The sequence below is a fragment of the Alistipes montrealensis genome (assembly GCF_018362775.1).
In the GTDB taxonomy this organism is placed as follows: Bacteria; Bacteroidota; Bacteroidia; order Bacteroidales; family Rikenellaceae; genus Alistipes; species Alistipes montrealensis.
In genome coordinates, this window is sequence record NZ_JAGYXY010000003.1 from 13,126 (window position 1) to 33,552 (window position 20,427).

A 20,427-nucleotide genomic window follows, 5' to 3' on the forward strand; every position below is an offset into this window, starting at 1 on the left:
GTGGGCCGGGCAAAGCCCGGCCCGATTATCGCTATTATCTGATTAATGTTTGGGCGATGCCGCAAGGTCGGTTGTTGTCCTGCCTTTTGATAGCTTCGCCGATGAGCCACGCGAAACGCTCGCGGAGAAAATCTTCGGATTTACCCGCATGACACGTCCATCCCCTTTCCTTTTCGTGCTGTGCGGCCTGCTCCTGCAATATAGGCAGGTAGCGCGGGCTGTCGCGCCGTCCATCTGGAGGTAGTCTTTCGTGCCCTTGTGCCGGAACGATACGAGGCAATAGTTCTCCGGGTATAACCGGATCGTTTCGGTCGATTTTTCGTAGAAGCAAGCTACGAGGTATCTGTCGCCCGTTTCCCGGCGGGTGAAACTGCCGTGGCAGTATATCTCTATCGTGTCCGATATGCGGATGCCCTCGCCGTATTCCGTGCGGAACTCCTGCTCGATGCGCCGGAGGGCATCGGGCAATGACGGGAACCGGGCGTCTATGTTTATCGCCTTGGTCTTTCCGTCCGCGTCCCGTACCTTATGGGCGATACGTATGATGTACCTGTTATCCGGCAATGATTTTACCTCGATATGGTAATTCCAATGGCTGTTAATCGCATTATTTGTATTGTAGTTGTTCGTACAACCTTGTCTCTGCAAATAGATTGTTTTCATGTCGTTGTCTGTTATTTATATATTTCGAAATTGGTCAGAATGGCGGTTTGCCGCTCTTCGTTGTATGTGCCGGAACAATGCAGTTTCCCGCATAAGGCGGAAAATTGTTTTTCCGTAATACCGAAAACGGTTATCGCCGCATGGTCGAATCGGCAAATATCGACTTGGTATTTCGTTTTCAATCGGTTGAAAACCTCGTAGGTTTTTCGTTCTCTTTCATTAAGTTGCTTTTCCATCACAGTATAGGTTAAATTAATTCTGCTTTCGTGTTAGTGACACTGCCCCAAAATGCGCCGTTACGATAATAGGCCGAGCCGTTACGCCAATTACTGCGTCGCCGCAGTTTGGCTGTATCGGGCGGGCATATATGGATCGTGGTTGTGCGGAGGTCGTGGCCCAGCGTTACGATAAGAGCGCATCCGCGCCATATTTCGGTCGCTGTTCGGAATCCGGTCTTATTTGCGGTTAGCTGTACGGCATGACCGACGGCCCGCTGTACCTGCTTATCCGCTTTCTCCATTAGCCTGCGGCTGTCCGCTTCATAGATGACATTCATAAGCGATGACGATTTTTATTGCCGTATTCCGTTATGCCGTCATTCGTCGCTCGATAAGCGGCATATTACGCCGCACAAGGGCTACGATTTGCTTGTGGTAGGGACTGCTCGTATTACATATTCCCCGGCTCTGTATGACCGTAAGCCGGGACAGCGACACCTCGACCGTTTCCAGCCTTTCGCCTTCCATCGTGGCCGAGAGAATGAGTGAATCGGGCTTTTTGTGATAGTCGTTTGTAAAAACGCAATGGTGCATGGCTTCACCCTCCTGCCGTATCTGCTCGATGCTCTCCAGCACCCGGACATGGATTTTTCCGTCCGTGAGGTCGATGCCGAAAAAGCGGCCTTTTTCTTCTTTATACCGCTCCTCGTACTGCATAGCTTCCCGAATGCGCTCCTGCTCTTTCTGCTTGCGGTAATATTCCATTTTCAACAGCACATAGCGGTCGTGTTCTGTCCGCAGGTTGGCGGGACACACGTACCGGGCGTTTCGCAGGTCTTTGTCGAAAAAGCGCAGCAGGTCGATATAATCGCACCACATTCCGGCATCGGTGATTGAGTATCCGTTGCGGAGTACGATACGGATGGACGGCCAATAGTCGCCTATCTTGCAGGCTGTCGTGGCAAAGTGTTTTAGAAGCGTAATTCGTTCCGCTTTCAGCAGGGTTTCGGCACGGCTGTCGCGCAGCAGGGCGCAAAACATTTCCGACGGTGAGATGTTGTAAAACCGTCCGGCATAACCGCTCCGCCGCAATTCGGGAATCAGTTTCGGCTTGGGATATATATGCCGGGGATGTATGGCGTATAACGGTTTATAAGGACGCAGTTCCAGCGGGCTGTCGTACTGCCAGCCCGTTGCGAATGAAAACTCCGGGCGAAGCCGTGCGCGGACAGCATGCCGACCGTCGGGGGCTATCCAATGCTGTACGACCTCGGAAACGGTATATCGGGATGGCTGGCCTATCCATGCGTAATAAGCTACGTATACGAAGCGGAGCACCTGCAATCCCCTATGTGCGGTTATAAAGCAGGCATAATGTTCCATATTGTACGATCTGCGTAAAGAGCACTCGTCGATAGTCAGCCGGGTGCGGCATACAGGACAGATGCAATGCCCCTGCGCGGTTTTGTCCGTCCATGCGTGTCCGCACTCGGCGCACGTGATAACGCCCTTTTTCGTCTGGCGACCGTAATGAGTAATACATCGGTCGCCAGCCCACTTTATTTGTTTGTCGGTCAGCGGCCGGAGCGGCCGGGCCGCATCCGCTACTTGTCGTTCGTATTCGTTTCTCGGTTGCATAATTATCGTATTTGGGATTAGAAATTAGGCGGTGATACGTTCTTCGATGAGCCGCATATTGCTGTTTACGAGTTCCACGATACGATCGTGGTATTCCGTGAGTTGGTTGCATGCACCGCGACATTGGATAACTTTGAGTTGCATTATGGAGACCTCGACCGTTTCGATACGTTTATCGTCGATGGTCGCCGAAAGGATCAGGGAATCGAGTTTGTTATAGTAGCCGCCAACACAATGGTGCATGGCCTGTCCTTCTGCGATAAGATCGTCTACGCTTACAAGAGCACGAACACGGATACGCCCGTCCGAAAGCACGAGATCGCTGAATTTGGTTCTGTCCTCGTTATATCGCATCTTTCTTTTAAGCATGTGACGGTTGTATGCTTCTTCCTGCCGTCTGCGTTCCGCGGCCATTTCTTTCTGAATCTGTGCCTGCTGTCTCGAACAATAATAGTCATGGGCTGCTTTGAGATCGTCGGGGCACACGTATTTTGGATTGTGCAGGTCTTTTCCGAAATAGCGCAGGGCGTCGAGATAGTCGCACCACAAGGTCGCATCTTCAATTTTATATCCATTGCGGGATGCAATTCTGATGGAGGGCCAATAATTGTCGAGGTTCCGCCCCCGGTCATGCAGATACAGACGCAGCAGGTCGCTATGGCCCATTTTAAGCAAGGATTCGACGCGGTTATCTCCCAGCAGAGTACAGAATAAGGTCTTGGGATTCACTCCGTAAAATCCGCCTTTATAACCCGTCCGTTTCAATTCCGGAATAAGTTTCATACGCGGGTAGGCCGTGTCCGTATAAATCCGGTCATAAACATTTATATAGAATTTGTTGTTGGTATTCTCCTTACGCAGTTCCATCGGGGTAGAATAAATCCACGAATCAATATAATAGCATCCCATTGTCTGCCGGAGCAAAGCCAATGTGCAATGTTTGCCGTCGGGGGCTATCCAACGTTGCATGACCTCGACGTGGAAATAGTGCGGCGTCCGCCCTATTTTGGCGTAATAATGCACCTTGAATATCCGGATGACCTGCAAGCCGTCGCAGGTCGTAATATAGGTGGCATATCCTTCCTGGTTGAATTTCTGCTTGCGGGTGTCCTCAATGCGCAGTCGTGTCCGGCAGGCCGGGCAGGTGCAATGTTTCTGTTTGGTATCGTTGTAAAACACCTCTCCGCAGTCGAGGCAGGTAACGATACCTTTGCTTGAACGGCGTCCCACCGCTTCGACGACTTTAGTATAGGCCCAGCGTTCCTGCGCCGGGGTCAATGGCGGCAATTTCTTACTTGCTTCGACGGCTTTCTTCTGAAACTTGGTTCTCGGTTGCATGGCTTCTCGGAATTAGGTTAGAATAAGGATTGCTGATTGGCGGCATCGGTAGGTTTGGGCCTGTTCCGCCCTTGCGTGAGTTTCTTGTAGGCTTCGTCCTGCGCCCGTTGCATGGCCTTTGCCCGTGCTTGGGCCTTTTCTTCTTCGGTGAGTTGAATTGTGTGGTTTACCACGACCTTGCAATTTGTGAGCGGTTTGCCGATCTCGATGTCGTCCTCGTCGTAGTAGTGCATGGCCAGTGAGTAGATTTCATCGTCTGCAAAGCCATTGCATCCGCTCTGCTTCACGTAATTGAGGATATAGGTGATACAGTCGTCGATGTTCTTCTTTGGGCTGGCATACCGGGGCGCAAAGAGTTCATCTTCCTGCGCACGACTGCGCAAATAGTTTTGGATCGTCTGTTTGAAATAGTCCGTTGCTTTATTTTCTTGTGCCATAATCGTCTGTTATTGTGTGTGGGCAGGGCTACCGCCCTCTGATGAATTGAATTAGGACAGCCAATAGTCTATGTCTGCGTTAGAGAGGGCGTAAATGTCCCTTACGCCGTTGAGAAATTCCGCATAATCCTGCCGGAAGCAAGCGTTGCGTTCCCATGTATTCACCCCGTGCGGATTGTCTGTTTCCCATTGTTCGATAAACTCGCTGTTCGCCTTTAGGAATCGGCGGAAGCGGATGATTTCGGGAGGTTCGGGGGTATTGTCGGGCAGGAAAAACACGCTTGCGCGCAATTCCCCCGTTTGCGGGTTTCGTGTGAACAACTGCGGATTATTGCCCAACCAAATATAACTGCCCTCTATGCCGTACCGCTGTGTAATGGCAGGAATATCTATGGCGGTATGAAAGGAGAAAGGAGTTGCTTTGACCGTATTGCGCCGGATGTATTCGCCCTCTTTAAGTACGACCTTTACACCGGGTTGGGGGGGGCTGTTTGGTTGATATATTCGGTAAGCGTCATGTTCATTTGATTCGTGGGGGGGGGCGGGGTTACCGCCCCCGGATTTGACTTTAGGATTATTCGGCCATGCCGATTAACTCGCGCACCTGCGCTTCTTTCGCCTTTTGGAATATCCATCCGGCGCGTTTCTGTCCGTCGTAGTTCAGTCGGCTGTTGAACCGTCCGCCGAGGTCGGATAAACGGTCTTTAATGGGCTTGGTATCTCCAAACAGCGCAATAGCCTTGTCGGAATACTCTACGAGGATAAATTCGCCTTGTGTGGTCGTTTGTTCCTGCTCCTGCGCGGGTTTCTGCTTGGGGCTTTCAAGGCGTATATTCTCCTCGCGTCCGGCGGTATAGGCCAGCGTGTCGATAAATCCCTTGCGGGTGTAGTGGCTCATTTTGTGGATGCTCCACCCCGAATAAGGGCTTTTACCGAGCGTGAAGCCGGGGTAACGGTGTTCATAGTCTTTGTTATATTCGGCCAAAGACGCCGTTTCGGGCAGATTCCGTGCGGCCCTGCGCAGTTCCCCGAAGCCATTGCGGGTGGTGGTCGAAAAGCCGAGAATAACGGTGCGAACGCTTCGTGTTTGACGGCATTCATACGACGGGTCTGTGTACTGCGTTTCGTTGAGTTCGGCGAGGATTACCCCCTGCACGTTTTCGGGCATAATGTTCTCCAGCCGCTCCGCCCCGATTCGCGCGATACGGTCGTGTTCGGCTTGGGCCTGCGCATCTGCATCGGCTTTCTCCTGCGCTTTCCGCTCGGCTTCCGAAGCGAGGGCGGCGACCTCCCAAGCATCCATAAATTCCGGCGGCGTATCGGTGTAATACATGCCGATACCGAATTTCTGCGAGTACGGCTGGAGAATATCGGTACAGCGGATTTCTTTCGTGTCGGGGTTGACCAGATGGTACATATATCCGTGCGCCGTGTGTTCGACTTTGTAGACTACATACCGGATAGTAGAGGCGCCGGGGCCTTCGTCAATGACGATCTGATTCTCTTTTGCGACTTGAATTTCGGTGTCGGTGGTTGTGCCCTGAAAGAGCGAATAGTATTTTGCCATGGTTGTAAGGATTAGAAAATTTGCGTGAATAGAAAGGTCAGAAAGCCGATTAGAACGACAAGAGAGAAAAGACAAGAGAGGATACCCCGCAAGATGTCATAGCAGAACACAAGAGCCAAAACAGCCCAAAGAAAGCCACTCCCGAAGAGCTGAAAACCCAGCGCGACAACCCCGATTTTCAGCCCTGCCCTCAAACTCGCACCTATGCTGAGTGGAAGGTTGGAGGTTTTCTGGTTCCTGTTCCTTTTTTCTGTGCTTTTCATAACCTTCGACTTTTTTTTATATGCCGTAGCGGAGCCGGTGTGGATGGTATCTTGGTTCAGGAGCTTTGAAAAGAAGGGCTTAGCCCACGTCAAGATTTTTGCGGGAAATACGCTCGCCCGAAGGGAAAGAGGAAGATTTTTCGCAAAACCGCACGGCGGCCTGATCTTGCGGGGGCGGGAAGCCCGTAAATACCTTTGCTGCTGAACCAAGATACCATCCGCACCGGCCTGTGAAGGCTCTTCGAAATGAGGAGGAGGTTATGAAAAGTGCGGAAAAAACTGTATGCGCGGGGGCGCAACGGAACGCCCCCACGCATTACTTATTCACGGGAATAAAAAAGCCGTATCCCCTCGGAGGATACGGCTGTATGTATTATCTTATGTTTTTGTGGCTACGACGGATTGTCGGGAACGCAAGGTAAAACTGATTCAAACTATCAACTTACCGCCGTTCGTTGCGTATCTTCCGCATCCGGTATCCTTATCAGGATTGTCCTGGCCTGCGGCCGGTGTGTGAGCCACCGGCGGAACGCGCGGGCCTGCGGCGAATGCAGGCGGAAAGCCAGCGCCGCGATCATTTCCATATTGTAGAGTTCGAGAAATCCTCCATCAGGGGTGGTTTTAATACTATGGGTGTCATACTCGTTCAATGCTTCGGATTTATAGATCGCCCGGATATTGGAGGTCACGGCGACCACGAAAACCTCGAACAGACGGGCAATCTCGAAATCTGTCAGCCAGATATTCTCGACGTTTTTCACTTCGACAGCCCAATGTCCCGTCGGTTCTTCTGTAATATTTATATGTCCCTTAGTTTTCATAAACTTGTTTTTATGAGTGATAAAGTTAATGATTTTCAGCGATTGCATCAAATAACAAGGATGAAAGAGCGTTTCAGCCGACGTAGGCAACTGTCATATCTTCGATTTTCAGAGTGAGGGCTATAAAGTCGCGTTCCATCTCCGGCGTGGCTTCATCTGCCATATCGCCCATTATCCGGGCGACGGTCTCCCGCGTCAGGCCGCTGCTGAAAGCGACCGTATGGGCGAAAGTATTGCGTGCGGCCGATATGGTCAGGCGCTTTTCGATACCGCATAGCCCGGCGATTTCTTTCAGGTATAGATTCACTTTCGCATTGCTCGTTGCTGGCAACAGGGTTTCGTACTGCGCCATGTATTTTATGATGATCCGCTGAGGAATGTCCAACAGCGGGATGCGTATCGTACGGCCCGTCATTCGCCTGACGAATAGCAGGCACGGGTGTCCGTCCGTACAAGTGGAAAGATGCTCGCTCGTGATTTCGAGCAGATCGTCATGCCGCAATCCCGTGAACGAGGAGAAAACGAAGATGTCCCGGACTTGCCGCAGTCGCAGGGAGGGCAATTCGGCCCGGAGGAGGAGCATCAACTCCTCTTTGTTCAAGTACTCCTGCTGTGTCGAATAATTTCTAAGAGTGATATTGCCGGTAATTTCCCCGCTGGAGCCTACGCATCGGAGGATTTTTTGTAACAGCCGTTTGTTGCGGTCCGCAGTACGGGCGCTGAAGCGTTTCAGCAGGAAACTTCCGAAGCTTTCCAGAACGGCGTCCGTCACCTCATGCAGTGGCATGTCGCTTATCCGGCATTCGTCATTCAAGAACGCAGCGACATACCGGGGCGAGGTCTTGTAGAAGGCTTGCGAGGTAAAAGGTATGATTTTGAATAACTCGTGGTTATACTGCTCTATAACTTCCGTCAGGGTTACTGTATGATTGTTCGTCATGGTGATCCGATGTTTTCAGGCTAATTTCAACTCTTTGCCGAGAACGGCGTTCAATTTATCCATCTCCCTTTCTATCGTTTTATCGAGCATCTCGGCGTAAATCTCGGTAGTCGATCTCTTGGCGTGACCGAGCATCTTCTGGATCGCGCCGAGACTAACACCGTTGGCATAGGTGATTGTGGTGGCGAAAGTATGACGCGCGAGGTGGCTGGTCACCCGCTTCGCAATGTCTAACTTCTGGGCGATCTCCTTCAGGTAGAGGTTGTATTTGGCGTTGCTCATCATGGGAAAAATCGCATCGTCCTTACGTTCCCTGCTGTTCCTGTACTTGTCGAGGATTTCGAGGGCCTGCGGCAGCAGTTTGATTTGGGAAATCTCCCTCGTCTTGACGCGTGGCGTGATGATAAATACTCCGTTGTTTCGTTCGATGACGTTGTCTTCAGTAAGGGAAGACAACGTTGAGTAGTCCAGCCCCGTCAGACAGGCAAAGACGAAAAAATCCCTCACTTTTTGCAGCCTGTCGTTCATGGGCCGGAAGTTGTAGATCTTGGCGAACTCCTCCTCGGTAAGAAAGCCCCTGTTCGTTTTGACCTTCTTTATCGTGTAGACCGCGAACGGGTCTTGCTTTATCATTCCCGTTTTGAAAGCAAGCGTAGTGATACGTTTGAAAATCCGCATCAGTTTTTCAGACGAATTGACAGACAGCCGATGATCTACTTTTAGAAAGGTATGGAACGACAGTACGAAATCTCGGTCTATGCTATACATGGGAATATCTTTCTTATTCATTTTTACCGACAGAAACTCGTCGAGCCGGTTGTAGGTAAGGACGTACTTGTTGAACGTCGATTGTGTAATGTCGATTCCTACGAGCGGCCTTTGCTGTTCGATAAAGTTTCGGAACATGGAAAGCAGCGTGTTTTCCCTTACCTCCTTGCCCATGTACTTATCCCGGACCATGGCGGGCGTGACCGTTTCGTTGAACTGGAAAAGTGATTGATAATGGTTAAGTAAGGTTTTCTTGAAATGGTCGAGGTACAGATTAATACGGTCCGCTTCCTCGCTGTGTCCTTTGGCTCGATAGCTCTTGACGTCCCAGATTTTGGCCGTTACAGACGCTTTCGTGCTGAATTGACAGATATCGCCGTCGATGGTCAGACGGGTGTGGATCGGCGCCTGACCTGCGGCATTGACACGATCCTTTCTGATGAAGAGCATGATCTTGAATGTACTTTTCATACGGTTAAATTTTAGTATTGCAAAACTATATCTATACCTTGTTCAGCCGTTCGTTTTAAGAGGGCCAAATACAGTCTGTATCAGTCCTTTGAGAGGGAATACGTACCACATTGGGAAAAATTGGGGTGTGGTACGGTTAGGGTGTGGTTGCAGAAGGAAATTTGGGCGGATAGAACCCTACTTTGGCCTGCGTACAGACAACAAAAAACCCTCTTAGAAGCGATTCTAAGAGGGTTTGTCACTTTTTTGACCCCGAATGTCTTCGGGAGAGAGCGGAAAACGGAAACCGAACCTGCGATTCCTATTCGCTATATATCAATACATTACGGCGATATTTCATTGCTTTTGGTCACGCCTGCGGAGTGCCTTTTTTACGCCCTGTTGCATTTCAATAATGTAACACAAAGATAAACAATTATTTGCAACTTTCAAAATTAATATGCCGAAGTCGCAGTAAATCTTATCTGTTCTGATGCCCGGTTACTGTTTTTCCGGATTAACTTATTTATGGTTCTGCTGGCCGTAGTAGCCGATCTGCGCCGTGCAAACCTTTTCCACGATGTCGCGCAGGTGTTCGACTTTCGGCAGCAGCGCGTCGATGTCCTCCTTTGTGATTTCGAAGTCGGGGTTGTAGCGGGATTCGACATAGGCCCGTTCCAAGAGTTTGAAAAGCCGTTCTTCCTCCGGCGTGTCGCGCGGGAATACTTTGAATATCTCCGGCGCATATTCCTTGCAGGCTTTCATCAAGACAGTAAGATTGTGGTCCTTATGGCCGTAAAGAATAAAGACCATAGGAATTACCCGCAGAAGGTTTTCTGTTGCCTGATGTAAATGAAAAGAGGACATTTTATAATTGCTATCGTCGTAATAGAATCTGACCCCTTTAAGAAATGCAACTGCGGTCGAAAACTTGTCGTTATAATATTTCTGCGCCCGTTCTTTGATTTCTTCGAAATTCAACTTGCGGCGACGGGCCAGCTTGTATTCGCCCGAATCGTACAGGATAATTCCCTCGCGTTTTATCTCCGTTTCGAAATAGTGCGCTTTTGAGAGTGCATAGTTGAAATCATCTATTCCGTAATTGATAAACTGCGGGTGGGTGTGAAACGGGCGGTTCTTGTGCTGAAAAAAAGCATCCGTAATTTTATCGTACAGCGAATATTCAATCGCCCCGATCTCCTTGCGCGTCAGAATCAGAATATCGTAATCGCTCATGTAGTAGGTCGGCACGCCGAACTCGATGCGCTGGTCGTAATCGACATATTTATTCTTCGCGTAACTTCCGTAAAGAATAATCATGCCGACGTTCTTCACGTTCTCGCGGATAAGACCGACAAGTTGTTTCAGGTCGGATTGTTTCTTTTCGGGTAAGAAGTTGACGCTCTTTTTCATAACTACAAAATTATGAAAAAAGTTGGTAAAGCGCGTTGCCTTGTTCATATTTTCCGTATATTTGCTTATCATTCCTGCAAATAGTCTGCAAAAGTTTCCGAAATGAGGTGGCAGGAGCCACTTAAAAGAAACCGAACAGACCATGAAAAGGAACTATCAGAACTCGGCATAGCCGACGGACATAACTATAAAGGGTAAACAACTCTTTATACCTAACGACAAACATAGGAACCTCTTTCGGGAGGGTTTGAATCAGGTATAATAGTTGTCAGTCCCAGTTATGTCCTGCTCATATTTGGGCAGGGCGTGGCTGGGGCGCAGGACAGCTTTCTGATTCGGGTTTCCTATGACCTGTCGTTAGGGGCTGACACCGCGCCCCCTTTTTTTATGCCTATCCGGGGCGCATCTCCAACAATCCACACGAATTTATGGAAACCCGTTGCGTCCTGCCGTCCATGCGTAATATCGCCGCACCTGCGGATTGCACCCGTCCCCTGCTGGGGAGCGGGCGGAATCGGTATGTTGCGGCGGCTCCGGCATGGAGCGGAACGCCTGGTCTTGCCGCGCAAAATAACAAATCCCGCCTTTCGGTCGCAGCTAATAAATTCTGCCTGAAAGGTCGCACCTTTAAAATCTGGTCTTGCTGTCCTGCTCCGTATGGATGCGGACAGCATGTTTGCGCGGCACTTACGGGGCGGGTTCTCCAGCCTGCTCCGGGGGCGGCCGTTGTTATGATGAGGCAAAGGCGAAATTTTGGTACGGCCGCCCCTTTCTTCGACAATAAGCCTATTTTCATATATGCCCGGCTCGATGGCCGGGACCCACAAAACCGTCAGTCGGAAAATCAAAAGCACAAGATTCCAAGAGGGAGTAGTTCGACTGGCGGCGGAACAGCCGTAACAAGCCCGACAAGTAGGACGGGCGGCACGGAATTGCGGCTGTTCCATTCTTGGGACCTCTCCGTCTCCAGACCTACAAATAGACAAGAGCAGTCAGGCCCGCGGCGTATCAAGGCGTTACGCCCTGCCGGGTTTGCTGCGAGGGGCGTGTTGGCGCATACTCCGCGCCCCTTTCTCCGACCCACCGACCAAACCAACTATATGAACCTCCCCGGCGCATGGGTAAAGCGACCGGGGGCACGGGGCGGCTTTTCCCCCGGTCCTATTTTCTGATATGATGTTGCGTCACTACTTTTTCATTCTTCATATTGGACCGAAGCCGCCCCATTTTTCAGACCTCGTATGTAAAAACCTATATCACCATGTCAAGAAAAGCGCCCGAAGATTACGACTGTTTCATTTATAAACGTGACCTGCGCAGGTTCTTTTTCGATCTGCGCAAGCAGGCACACTACATTTACGCGCTGCTGGAGGGAGCGCCGAAATCGGTATTCTGGATCGTCCTGGAGAACGAAGATTCGGATGCGGACGAACAGACATTTACGGTCAAAGAGTTTTATGCGAACGTTGCGAGATTCCACCACCGCAAAGATACTTTCCGGCTCTATTTCGAAGCCTATTTTTTCCGGGACGAGTGGGACGAGTGCGTCGATGGGTGGCGGTTTATGGATAATCCGTTTAACGGGAAGATCAAATACGAGATCGGCGATCCCGGCGAATTATCCGTCGATGTGTTCGAAAAGGAGTGGCCGCACCTGTTCGCCTGCCTGTGCCGGAAACAGATTCTTGCAAATGCCCCTTTCAGGTTGGACCGCGAAACGATCAAGCACTACAAATTTTCATACGGGGACGTGAAACTGCTGCGGGAACCCGCTGCCCGGATTAACGAACGCATTATCGCCGAGCTGCGGGCGCAGTACGACAGGCTGGCAGCTATCGACTGCCTGCACCGCACGAAGCGATAGAGCGGCGGCATGGTGGGCCGCCTGTTTGGGAGCAGGGCCGGGGATTCGTTCCGGCCCCGCTCCGTTATAGGGGATTGGCTGCCGTTATTCGACCGACCATCTGCGATTAAATTCTTCGGTCAGGCGGACGACCTGCCCAAACAGCACGGTCAACTCTTGGGTGTGCTTCTCCAGCCGTGACAACAGAGCCACGGCCCGGCGGTCGTTGAAATTGGTGTGGATGGCTTTGACGGTCTGGTTGTAATTGACCCCGACGGCCCGGATTTGGGCATAGAGATTCGTCAGGCGCAGGTAATAGTCGTGCGCGTCCTTGTTGGTCTGAATGACTTTGAACGGTCAGCCGAAGATGCGGCCGAGGATAAATTGCGTTTTGCTGTGCTGCCCGGCTTTGAGCAGCATGTTTTCAAACTCCACCTGCTGGCGTTCGTCCAAGCGGAACGTGTGGCGGTAAATCTTCCCGCCCTCCGGACGGGTTTCGTTTTTGGGTCTTGCCATATCTTCAAATTTTAAGGTTATGCGACTTGGGAGCAAACCACCTATTCAATACCAGCGGCGAACCGCTGGCGTTTGTGTCGGACAAAACGGAGTTTGTCGGACAAAAACACACCTTGCTATTTGCCTGCGCAAATAAAATCCGTCCCCACGGGACGAAAAGGAGTTGCCACGGGCAACGACCTTTGACCTTTGGACCTCTATACCGAATTGGTAATCCTCCCGCTGCAAAGGTACGGACTATTTCGGCTTGTGGTACGGGCCAATTAGGGCGAACGAGGGCGAATGAGGGAGTAAAGGGTATCTTTTCGAGGGTTTCACCCTTTTATTTGTGCCGGGATCGAATGGAATCGGGCGGCCCAAAGACCCAAAGACCCAAAGACCCAAAGGCCCAAAAGCCCAAAGACCCAAAAGCCCAAAAGCCCAAAGACCCAAAGACCCAAAAGCCCAAAGACCCAAAGACCCAAAGACCCAAAAGCCCAAAGACCCAAAGACCCAAAGGTCCAAAGACCCAAAGGTCCAAAGGCTCAAAAGTTCAAAAGCCCAAAGGCTCAAAAGCCCAAAGACCCAAAGGTCCAAAAGCTCAAAGGCTGATGATAAGTTAATTATACAACACTAATTTTTTAAACTATGCCAATTATCAATATTGATGAGCGCGTATGAAGAGCGCTATTAGAGCAAGTAAAGATGCTGACAACCGATGTGCAGCAAACCAAACGTAAATTCGAGCCGAAACCTGCCGACAACTGACTGGACAGCCAACAGGTATGTGAAGCGTTCAGCATCAACAAACAAACGCTGAAAGCCTATCGGGTACGGGGGCATCTGGCTTTTTCGAGGGTCGGGGGTAAATTCTTTTACCGTGAACAGGATGTAGCCGAATTTTTACAGGCCCGGACGATCAGAAAGGAGGTGTAAAATGGGAGGCGATTATTTAACGACGGAAAGCGAAGATGTAAAAAGCATCTTCATAGCTATTGACCAAGCCCGGAAAACCTTGCAACTGGCTGCTGCAAATTATCGGCCCTTAATCGGCCCGGAACACTATCTTACAGGGGAGGAAGTTTGCGAATACCTGCATATCTCACCCCGAACCTTGCAGACGCTCCGCGATACGCGGCAAATACCGTTTGTCGCAATAAGCGAGCGCAACATCCTCTATCCCGAATCGGCGATCCGGGAAACGCTGACAAAGAATTACAGACCTGCCCAAGACCCGTTTTAGGTTGGTGTAAATGAAAAGGCGGGGCGCGTCAGGGATCATTCCAAATCCCGTGCGCCCCGCCTTTCGTCGTATGCTATCATGCCGGATTAGCGAAGATATTGCCGATCTTCTGCATCTCCCGGCCTATCAAGCCCTCCGAGAATTTCGCGTAATGCCGGGTCATATTCGTATTGGTATGGCCGAGGATTTTTGCCAGCACATCTATCGGCATACCGTACTCCACCGCAAGGCAGGCGAACGTGTGCCGCGCGACGTGCGTCGTCAGCGTCTTGTCGATATTGCAGATGCCTGCCAGTTCTTTCAAATAGGCATTCATCTTCGAATTGCTCGGTACAGGTAACATCTTTCCGCGTTGCCTACAATTCGGATCGTACTCGTACTTTTGCAGGAGTTTCACCGGGTGCGGCAACAGGGGGATGCGGCTCATTACGGCGGTTTTCTCGCGGGGCTTGTGAATCCACAACTGCCCGTTGTCGTCTGCGCTGATATGCTCCGGGCGCAGGTGGTCGGCATCCGTAAAGGCTAATCCCGTCAGGCAGCAGAACGCGAACACGTCCCGGATGCGTTCTATCCGCTCGTTGGGCATAGGTTTGGTTATCAAAACATCCAATTCCGCTTTGGTCAGGTGGTCTTTCGACTTGTTGTGTTCGGGTTTCAGTTTGTAGTACTGAAACGGATTCTTTTCGATCCACTCGTTGCGGATAGCATATAGCATAAAGTTTTTAAGACAGCACAACAGATTGACCGCGCCGTTGGTCTTGCAGTTGTGGGCCGTCTGGATAAAGGTATTCAGTCCGTCGAGGTATTCATAGTTCACCCTGTCCAGCGGCAAATCGTCTTTCTTATACTGCGCCAGCATATACTCTTTCAGGTAGCGCAGCAGGCGGTGATACTTGTTTGCCGTGAGTTGGGTAATGCGTGTCCCGACTTCTTTCTGCCGCTTGTCGCAATATTTCGATAATTCGGCAAGAAATAGTTTAGAATTGCCTACCGGATTGGCAAGCCGTTCTTTGATGGTAAAGCAATCCGGCTCTCTCCCCTCTTTGATTAGCTGATTGTAGACTGCGAAGATATTAGCCCGGTAGCTGGCGACGATCTCGTTTATTTGCTCCGCGAATTTGTCGCGCGATAAAATGCGCTCGGCTTTTTGATTCCAGCGCTCCGGCTCGATCTGGCATTGCGTGTAAATCTCCGTCGATGTGCCTGTCGTGGTTACACGCGCATAAATAGGGGCTTTACCCTTTTTCGATACTTTGGTTTTCTTGCAGAAAAAAGCAACGTTAAAAGTCTGTCTTTCCATAACTGTAAATGTTTTGTTAGTAATACGTTTACAGTATTGAAATGTTGCTGGCTAAAAAACTGCAATACAACGAAATAGCGTCTAAATCGTGACCTATTTTAAGGGCCTGAAAATTTGGTCACGAATAAGGACTGAAAAACTTGCTTTTCGTTGCTTTATCCGCATCGTTCCCAAACATAGAAAAACCCCATATATCATTGATATATAGGGTTCTTGCTCTTTGTTGCCGCTTGTTATTATCGGCTCCGGGAGCGGAAAACGGGACTCGGACCCGCGACCTCAACCTTGGCAAGGTTGCGCTCTACCAACTGAGCTATTTCCGCAAAAGCATATTTCGTAATTGCGAGTGCAAAGATAGCTAAAAAATTCGATACTCCAAATTTTTTAACCGCATTCTGCAAATTTTTTACGATATGCCTTGCTGCCGATTATCCTATTTGAATATCCGGATGCGCTCTTCCAGCGGCTCGAAACTCTTTTCCTGGGGTTTCCCGGCCGGAAGCCCGAACGGCATCTGTGCGATCAGCCGCCAACTGCCGGGCAGTGCCCAGCGTTCGCGCACATCCCTGTCGATGAGCGGATTGTAATGCTGGAGCGATGCCCCGAATCCGGCATCTTCGAGCATCGTCCACACTGCCAGTTGATGCATGGCCGAAGTATGTTCCGACCAGGTCGGGAAATTATCCGCATAGCGTGGAAAGCGGTCCTGGAGGTTCCGGACGACGGTTGTGTCTTCGTAAAAGAGTACCGTGCCGTAACCCGATGCAAAGCTGGTGTCGATTTTCTGCTTCGTGGCAACGAACGCCTCCGGGGAGACGACTGCCTGCAGGGTTTGTTTTACGATTTCCCAGAATGCCCCGTGGTGCTCGTGCAGCAGGAGCACGAGCCGTGCCGACTGCGAGTTGAAAGCCGACGGAATGTGTTTTACGGCAAAACGCACGATCTCCTCGATCTGAGCGTCGTCGATCGGGGATTCGGGCGTCAGTTCATAATAGCTGCGGCGGTGTTGCAGCGCGTCTTCCAGATTTTTCTCCATAGTCATTGGCATGTTATTGTATGCCCTCTTGCAAAAATAACACAACTTTGGGAAAAACGTGCGGATTACAACGTGAAATAGTATCTTTGTAGCCATGAAAAACAGAATTGAAACGTTTTCTGCATTGGGGGTGCGTTTGCTCGATTTTGGTGGCGACGATGCGACGCGTGCGGTTATGGCTGCCGCATGCCGGGCCAACGGTTGGTTTACACCTGTCGATATCTGCCGTGCCGTACGTGCAATTGCCGGGGACATGCTGCAACGTGAAAAGCTCGAAGCGTGGTTGGCAGCCTACCCTGCCGTCCCTGTCGCCATGCCGCGTCGCGTGCTGGTGGTGATGGCCGGGAATATCCCGCTCGTCGGATTTTTCGACCTGTTGTGCGTGCTTGCGAGCGGTCATCATTGCCTGGTAAAACCCTCGGCCAAGGATTCGGTGCTGATGGAATACGTGATCGGCCTGCTGCATGAAATCGACCCGTCTGTGCCTGTCGGGTTGTACGACGGAGAATCGGCCGTCGACGCCGTGATCGCTACCGGAAGCGATAATGCCAACCGTTATTTTCGTGCACACTATGCCGGGATTCCTTCGCTGCTTCGGGGTAGCCGCCAGTCGGTCGCCGTGCTTTCGGGCCGGGAAACGCCGGAACAACTGGCCGGATTGGCCGACGACATCTGGGCCTATTCGGGATTGGGATGCCGCAATGTATCGCTGATCTTCATGCCGGAAGGATATGAACCAATGTTGCAGATGCCGTCTGTAAATGTCAAATATAAAAATAATTATCGACAGGAACGGGCGTTGCTGGAGATGCAGAGACAGTCGTTTGTCGATCTGGGGAGCGCCGTAGCTGTCGAACAGCGGGCTTTCCCGGCGGCGTTGAGCCGGATCGCCTATACGCATTACAAAACTTTGGAAGAAGTCGCCGTGTGGCTTGCCGGAAACGACGACGAATTGCAATGCGTCGTCACCGAGTCCCTCCCCCACAGCCGCCGTGCCGGTTTCGGCCGTGCCCAGTCTCCGGCCCTGACCGATTATCCCGACGACTGCGATGTTCTTGCATGGCTCACGGCACTGAATTGACAAAAAGTACTATATTTGCTATTGAGAAATAAATTTTAAAATATTACTGCAATGTCGATGGTTTTTCGATTCCGGATGTTGAGCGACGAGAACGACAACTTCGTGCGCGATTACGAAGTGTTGTACGACATGACGCTGCTCGATTTTCATAATTTCATTCTCCAGACACTCGAATACGAGGATTGCATGGCCTCGTTCTTCACGGCTGATGACCGTTGGGAGAAACAGCGTGAATTTACGATCGTGGATATGGGTGACGGTACGGAAGATGCGCCCGTAGCGATGGAGAGCGTGACGCTCGGACAGGTTATTCACAATCGCCGCGACCGCCTGATCTATCTTTTCGACCTGTTCGGCGACCGGGCTTATTTTCTGGAACTTACCGGAGCTTTCGAGGCGGAGAAAGAAGCCTCCTATCCGCGTGAAATCTATGCACAGGCCGATGCTCCCGACCAATACGACCCGTCGAAGACGCGAGTCGGGGACGAAGGGTCGATCTTCGGCGATGTAATGAGCGAATTCAGCGATTTCGAAGGCGACGAGAATTACGAAGATGAGTAATAAACGGCTGCTTGTTGTCGTCGGGCCGACGGGTTCGGGTAAAACCGACCTGAGCATCCGGCTTGCCCGCCGCTATGCTGCGCCGGTTCTTTCTACCGATTCCCGGCAGGTTTACCGGGGCATGCCGATCGGCACGGCACAGCCTTCTGACGATCAGCTTCAAGCCGCTGAACATCATTTTATTGCCTCGCATGATATAAAGTATAACTTGAGCTGCGGCGAATACGAGGTGCAGGCTCTTGAGCGGCTCGAAAAACTCTTTGCCGATCACGATTATGTCGTCGCTGTCGGCGGTTCGGGACTTTATGTCCGGGCGTTGTGCGAAGGCATGGACGACCTGCCGCAGGCCGACGAATCGCTGCGTGCTGAACTGGGCCGGAGGCTCGAAGCCGAGGGCGTCGGGGCGCTGGCGGAGCAACTCCGGGAACTCGATCCCGTCTATTACGAAGTCGTGGACCGCAGTAATCCGGCGCGTGTCGTGCGGGCGTTGGAGGTTTGTCTCCAAACCGGACGCCCCTACTCCGAACAGCGTACCGGAGAACGTCGTTCCCGGCCGTTCGGAATCGTGAAAATAGGTGTGGACCTGCCGCGAACCGAACTTTACGACCGTATCAACCGCCGGGTGGACCAGATGCTTGCCGACGGTTTGGAGGCCGAGGCGCGGGCGATGTACCCCTACCGGGAGTTGAATGCGCTCCAAACGGTCGGCTATCGTGAATTTTTCGATTATTTCGATGGTCGTACGGGGTATGACGAGGCTGTTGAGTTGATCAAGCGCAATTCGCGCCGCTATGCCAAGCGACAGCTTACGTGGTTTCGTCGTGATCCGGAAATCCGCTGGTTCCGGCCCGATGACGACGACGCAATTCTGGAATATATTGGTTCGGAAGCGCGTTAAGCTGTCTGGATTTTTGCAAATCGCAAATATTTTCGTACTTTTGCGGGCATCTTTCGCTGAAAGAGTGCGCCCGGATGGTGGAATCGGTAGACACGCCGGACTTAAAATCCTGTGGCCAGTAATGGCCGTGCCGGTTCGATCCCGGCTCCGGGTACGGAAAACGCCGCTTAATCAACTGATTAAGCGGCGTTTTGCTTTTGCTGGGTGTAGATAAGGTGTAAAAAATGGTGAATACTATTTTTTGATCGTTTACCTACATCAATGTCGTTCCGGAGTTCGGCCGCCGGGTTATTCCACCGGGAATATCACGCGGATACCGGTATAAATCTCCCCTTGGGAAATCAGTGGTTTAGCGTTCCTTCTGGCGGGGCGGACCTGTCTTGTGGCTGTGCCAATATCACCGCCGCGGGTCACAGCATATTGGTCGTCGGGATTAGACCTTACTGGATCGGTTGCCGGTTCGGCAGGATACCCACTCATATTATCCCATGTGTCCAGACACCATTCAGGTGTGTTTCCGAGCATATCGTAAAGTCCCCAGGGATTAGGCAGTTTTGTTCCTACTTCGGCTGTTGTGCTGGTGTTTCCGATTATGATCCTATTACTAAAGTATACCGCATAATCTCCCAGTTTCGAGAAGTCGTCACCGAAAAAATAAGTTGTTGTCGTGCCGGCCCGGCAGGCATATTCCCATTGTGCTTCGGTCGGCAGCGTTCCGCCTGCCCATTGGGCATACGCAAGGGCTCCGTACCATGTTACAAACGACATCGGTCTGTTTGCTATGAAGTCGTGGCATTCCCACATTTGTGTTTCAGTATTCCACCTCGGCGTCCGGTATTCGTCGTGTCCGTTTTTTCCGTATACCCGAAATAAATTTTGGGTTCCATAATCTTTCACCTCTCCCTGAACTGTATCATAATTCTTGACACCGTCACCGGAAATTTTCCGGGCATTCAGGAACTCTGCGTACTGCGCATTGGTCACCTCGTATTTACCCATGTAGAAGTCTTTGGTCAGCGTCACTTCGTGCAGGTTTTCGTTTTCTTGGCGCTCTATCTCATCCTCCGGGCTGCCCATCAGGAACTTCCCGGCTTTTATAAGCACGGTCTCCACGGGCCAGTCGACCGTCACGGCGCATGTCGCCGATTTTTCGCCGGCCCGGGCGGTGATGGTCGCGGAACCTACGGCCATGGTCGTCACCTTGCCGCTGTCATCGACGGTGGCGATCTTCGGGTCGCTGCTCTCCCACGTTACGGTCTTGTCTGCCGCATTTTCGGGCGTGACGGTGGCGGTTAGGGTTTCGCTCTGCCGGAGTTTGAGCGTAAGCTGGGTTTTGTCGAGCGTGATGCCGCCGACCGCGATCGGTGCGGGATCGTCCTTGCTGCACGAGGCGAACGCCAGGGTTCCGGCCAGAAGAAGATAAATCAGTTTTTTCATGGTTTTGAAAGTTAAAA

The 20,427-nt window shown here is 51.3% G+C and carries 23 protein-coding genes and 2 tRNA genes; 7 read left to right on the top strand and 18 right to left on the bottom strand.

Translation table 11 applies throughout. The features are described 5' to 3' along the window. Positions 1 to 42: 42 nt before the first annotated feature. The 12 genes from KG007_RS06245 to KG007_RS06300 all read right to left on the bottom strand — a co-directional run bounded on the left by KG007_RS06245 (position 43) and on the right by KG007_RS06300 (position 10,516). Positions 43 to 663, bottom strand: coding sequence for a hypothetical protein (locus tag KG007_RS06245; RefSeq protein WP_213347746.1), 621 nt, complete (start codon positions 661 to 663; stop codon positions 43 to 45). A gap of 11 nt (positions 664 to 674) precedes the next feature. Further along, complete coding sequence (locus tag KG007_RS06250; protein WP_213347747.1) at positions 675 to 899, bottom strand: hypothetical protein; 225 nt, start codon at positions 897 to 899, stop codon at positions 675 to 677. 11 nt (positions 900 to 910) lie between these two features. Further along, a complete protein-coding gene (locus KG007_RS06255) occupies positions 911 to 1,219 on the bottom strand; it encodes a hypothetical protein (RefSeq protein WP_249413268.1) in 309 nt (102 codons plus the stop codon). Positions 1,220 to 1,250: 31 nt separating this feature from the next. Then, complete coding sequence (locus tag KG007_RS06260; protein WP_213347748.1) at positions 1,251 to 2,519, bottom strand: PcfJ domain-containing protein; 1,269 nt, start codon at positions 2,517 to 2,519, stop codon at positions 1,251 to 1,253. A gap of 24 nt (positions 2,520 to 2,543) precedes the next feature. Then, positions 2,544 to 3,857 carry a PcfJ domain-containing protein gene (locus tag KG007_RS06265; RefSeq protein WP_213347749.1) on the bottom strand — a complete coding sequence of 438 codons (1,314 nt, stop codon included), beginning with the start codon at positions 3,855 to 3,857 and terminating at the stop codon, positions 2,544 to 2,546. 17 nt (positions 3,858 to 3,874) lie between these two features. Further along, positions 3,875 to 4,294: a PcfK-like family protein gene (locus KG007_RS06270; RefSeq protein ID WP_213347750.1), complete on the bottom strand. Its 420-nt coding sequence runs from the start codon at positions 4,292 to 4,294 to the stop codon at positions 3,875 to 3,877. Positions 4,295 to 4,868: 574 nt separating this feature from the next. Further along, positions 4,869 to 5,861, bottom strand: coding sequence for a hypothetical protein (locus KG007_RS06275; RefSeq protein ID WP_213347751.1), 993 nt, complete (start codon positions 5,859 to 5,861; stop codon positions 4,869 to 4,871). An 11-nt stretch (positions 5,862 to 5,872) separates the two neighbouring features. Further along, entirely contained in the window at positions 5,873 to 6,124 is a 252-nt protein-coding gene (locus tag KG007_RS06280; protein ID WP_213347752.1) for a hypothetical protein, read from the bottom strand. Between the two features lie 437 nt (positions 6,125 to 6,561). Further along, a complete protein-coding gene (locus tag KG007_RS06285) occupies positions 6,562 to 6,945 on the bottom strand; it encodes a protein-tyrosine kinase (protein WP_213347753.1) in 384 nt (127 codons plus the stop codon). 73 nt (positions 6,946 to 7,018) lie between these two features. Next, a complete protein-coding gene (locus KG007_RS06290; RefSeq protein WP_213347754.1) occupies positions 7,019 to 7,885 on the bottom strand; it encodes a site-specific integrase in 867 nt (288 codons plus the stop codon). A 15-nt stretch (positions 7,886 to 7,900) separates the two neighbouring features. Then, positions 7,901 to 9,124 carry a site-specific integrase gene (locus KG007_RS06295; RefSeq protein WP_213347755.1) on the bottom strand — a complete coding sequence of 408 codons (1,224 nt, stop codon included), beginning with the start codon at positions 9,122 to 9,124 and terminating at the stop codon, positions 7,901 to 7,903. Positions 9,125 to 9,625: 501 nt separating this feature from the next. Continuing rightward, positions 9,626 to 10,516 carry a HEPN domain-containing protein gene (locus KG007_RS06300; protein WP_213347756.1) on the bottom strand — a complete coding sequence of 297 codons (891 nt, stop codon included), beginning with the start codon at positions 10,514 to 10,516 and terminating at the stop codon, positions 9,626 to 9,628. 1,261 nt (positions 10,517 to 11,777) lie between these two features. Here KG007_RS06300 and KG007_RS06305 point away from each other — a divergent pair. Then, the gene (locus KG007_RS06305; RefSeq protein WP_213347757.1) at positions 11,778 to 12,380 is read left to right on the top strand and encodes a hypothetical protein; all 603 of its coding nucleotides are present in this window, start codon (positions 11,778 to 11,780) and stop codon (positions 12,378 to 12,380) included. An 84-nt stretch (positions 12,381 to 12,464) separates the two neighbouring features. Here KG007_RS06305 and KG007_RS14100 read toward each other — a convergent pair whose 3' ends face one another. Next, positions 12,465 to 12,704 carry a plasmid mobilization protein gene (locus tag KG007_RS14100; protein ID WP_394369663.1) on the bottom strand — a complete coding sequence of 80 codons (240 nt, stop codon included), beginning with the start codon at positions 12,702 to 12,704 and terminating at the stop codon, positions 12,465 to 12,467. Positions 12,705 to 12,716: 12 nt separating this feature from the next. Beyond that, positions 12,717 to 12,875: a hypothetical protein gene (locus tag KG007_RS06310; RefSeq protein WP_195500154.1), complete on the bottom strand. Its 159-nt coding sequence runs from the start codon at positions 12,873 to 12,875 to the stop codon at positions 12,717 to 12,719. A gap of 747 nt (positions 12,876 to 13,622) precedes the next feature. Between KG007_RS06310 and KG007_RS06315 the strand changes: the two genes are divergently transcribed. Further along, a complete protein-coding gene (locus KG007_RS06315; RefSeq protein WP_213348299.1) occupies positions 13,623 to 13,790 on the top strand; it encodes a helix-turn-helix domain-containing protein in 168 nt (55 codons plus the stop codon). A 1-nt stretch (position 13,791) separates the two neighbouring features. Continuing rightward, positions 13,792 to 14,097 carry a helix-turn-helix domain-containing protein gene (locus KG007_RS06320; protein WP_213347758.1) on the top strand — a complete coding sequence of 102 codons (306 nt, stop codon included), beginning with the start codon at positions 13,792 to 13,794 and terminating at the stop codon, positions 14,095 to 14,097. A 76-nt stretch (positions 14,098 to 14,173) separates the two neighbouring features. Here the strand turns inward: KG007_RS06320 and KG007_RS06325 are convergent, their stop codons facing one another. The 3 genes from KG007_RS06325 to KG007_RS06335 all read right to left on the bottom strand — a co-directional run bounded on the left by KG007_RS06325 (position 14,174) and on the right by KG007_RS06335 (position 16,433). After that, positions 14,174 to 15,397 (bottom strand): site-specific integrase, encoded by a 1,224-nt coding sequence (locus KG007_RS06325; RefSeq protein ID WP_213347759.1) that lies wholly within the window; start codon positions 15,395 to 15,397, stop codon positions 14,174 to 14,176. A gap of 250 nt (positions 15,398 to 15,647) precedes the next feature. Beyond that, positions 15,648 to 15,720, bottom strand: a tRNA-Gly gene (locus KG007_RS06330). 110 nt (positions 15,721 to 15,830) lie between these two features. After that, positions 15,831 to 16,433 (bottom strand): nitroreductase family protein, encoded by a 603-nt coding sequence (locus KG007_RS06335; protein WP_213347760.1) that lies wholly within the window; start codon positions 16,431 to 16,433, stop codon positions 15,831 to 15,833. 94 nt (positions 16,434 to 16,527) lie between these two features. On the opposite strand from KG007_RS06335, the gene KG007_RS06340 reads away from it, so the two are divergent. The 4 genes from KG007_RS06340 (at position 16,528) to KG007_RS06355 (ending at position 19,127) form a co-directional block, all read left to right on the top strand. After that, positions 16,528 to 17,514, top strand: a complete 987-nt coding sequence (locus tag KG007_RS06340) for an acyl-CoA reductase (protein ID WP_213347761.1) — start codon at positions 16,528 to 16,530, stop codon at positions 17,512 to 17,514. Positions 17,515 to 17,565: 51 nt separating this feature from the next. Further along, complete coding sequence (locus KG007_RS06345) at positions 17,566 to 18,075, top strand: IS1096 element passenger TnpR family protein (RefSeq protein ID WP_195460337.1); 510 nt, start codon at positions 17,566 to 17,568, stop codon at positions 18,073 to 18,075. Continuing rightward, positions 18,068 to 18,973, top strand: coding sequence for a tRNA (adenosine(37)-N6)-dimethylallyltransferase MiaA (miaA, locus tag KG007_RS06350; protein ID WP_213347762.1), 906 nt, complete (start codon positions 18,068 to 18,070; stop codon positions 18,971 to 18,973). The genes KG007_RS06345 and miaA overlap by 8 nt, the downstream gene beginning before the upstream one ends. 68 nt (positions 18,974 to 19,041) lie before the next feature. Further along, positions 19,042 to 19,127: transfer RNA gene (locus KG007_RS06355), tRNA-Leu, on the top strand. A gap of 134 nt (positions 19,128 to 19,261) precedes the next feature. Here the strand turns inward: KG007_RS06355 and KG007_RS06360 are convergent. Next, the gene (locus KG007_RS06360; protein WP_213347763.1) at positions 19,262 to 20,410 is read right to left on the bottom strand and encodes an SUMF1/EgtB/PvdO family nonheme iron enzyme; all 1,149 of its coding nucleotides are present in this window, start codon (positions 20,408 to 20,410) and stop codon (positions 19,262 to 19,264) included. Between the last annotated feature and the right edge of the window lie 17 nt (positions 20,411 to 20,427).

Excerpts from the sequence above, each read along its gene's own strand:
- KG007_RS06245 (WP_213347746.1), bottom strand. The coding sequence starts at position 663 with ATGAAAACAATCTATTTGCAGAGACAAGGTTGTACGAACAACTACAAT.
- KG007_RS06250 (WP_213347747.1), bottom strand. The coding sequence starts at position 899 with ATGGAAAAGCAACTTAATGAAAGAGAACGAAAAACCTACGAGGTTTTC.
- KG007_RS06255 (WP_249413268.1), bottom strand. The coding sequence starts at position 1,219 with ATGAATGTCATCTATGAAGCGGACAGCCGCAGGCTAATGGAGAAAGCG.
- KG007_RS06260 (WP_213347748.1), bottom strand. The coding sequence starts at position 2,519 with ATGCAACCGAGAAACGAATACGAACGACAAGTAGCGGATGCGGCCCGG.
- KG007_RS06265 (WP_213347749.1), bottom strand. The coding sequence starts at position 3,857 with ATGCAACCGAGAACCAAGTTTCAGAAGAAAGCCGTCGAAGCAAGTAAG.
- KG007_RS06270 (WP_213347750.1), bottom strand. The coding sequence starts at position 4,294 with ATGGCACAAGAAAATAAAGCAACGGACTATTTCAAACAGACGATCCAA.
- KG007_RS06275 (WP_213347751.1), bottom strand. The coding sequence starts at position 5,861 with ATGGCAAAATACTATTCGCTCTTTCAGGGCACAACCACCGACACCGAA.
- KG007_RS06280 (WP_213347752.1), bottom strand. The coding sequence starts at position 6,124 with ATGAAAAGCACAGAAAAAAGGAACAGGAACCAGAAAACCTCCAACCTT.
- KG007_RS06285 (WP_213347753.1), bottom strand. The coding sequence starts at position 6,945 with ATGAAAACTAAGGGACATATAAATATTACAGAAGAACCGACGGGACAT.
- KG007_RS06290 (WP_213347754.1), bottom strand. The coding sequence starts at position 7,885 with ATGACGAACAATCATACAGTAACCCTGACGGAAGTTATAGAGCAGTAT.
- KG007_RS06295 (WP_213347755.1), bottom strand. The coding sequence starts at position 9,124 with ATGAAAAGTACATTCAAGATCATGCTCTTCATCAGAAAGGATCGTGTC.
- KG007_RS06300 (WP_213347756.1), bottom strand. The coding sequence starts at position 10,516 with ATGAAAAAGAGCGTCAACTTCTTACCCGAAAAGAAACAATCCGACCTG.
- KG007_RS06305 (WP_213347757.1), top strand. The coding sequence starts at position 11,778 with ATGTCAAGAAAAGCGCCCGAAGATTACGACTGTTTCATTTATAAACGT.
- KG007_RS06310 (WP_195500154.1), bottom strand. The coding sequence starts at position 12,875 with ATGGCAAGACCCAAAAACGAAACCCGTCCGGAGGGCGGGAAGATTTAC.
- KG007_RS06320 (WP_213347758.1), top strand. The coding sequence starts at position 13,792 with ATGGGAGGCGATTATTTAACGACGGAAAGCGAAGATGTAAAAAGCATC.
- KG007_RS06325 (WP_213347759.1), bottom strand. The coding sequence starts at position 15,397 with ATGGAAAGACAGACTTTTAACGTTGCTTTTTTCTGCAAGAAAACCAAA.
- KG007_RS06335 (WP_213347760.1), bottom strand. The coding sequence starts at position 16,433 with ATGGAGAAAAATCTGGAAGACGCGCTGCAACACCGCCGCAGCTATTAT.
- KG007_RS06340 (WP_213347761.1), top strand. The coding sequence starts at position 16,528 with ATGAAAAACAGAATTGAAACGTTTTCTGCATTGGGGGTGCGTTTGCTC.
- KG007_RS06345 (WP_195460337.1), top strand. The coding sequence starts at position 17,566 with ATGTCGATGGTTTTTCGATTCCGGATGTTGAGCGACGAGAACGACAAC.
- miaA (WP_213347762.1), top strand. The coding sequence starts at position 18,068 with ATGAGTAATAAACGGCTGCTTGTTGTCGTCGGGCCGACGGGTTCGGGT.
- KG007_RS06360 (WP_213347763.1), bottom strand. The coding sequence starts at position 20,410 with ATGAAAAAACTGATTTATCTTCTTCTGGCCGGAACCCTGGCGTTCGCC.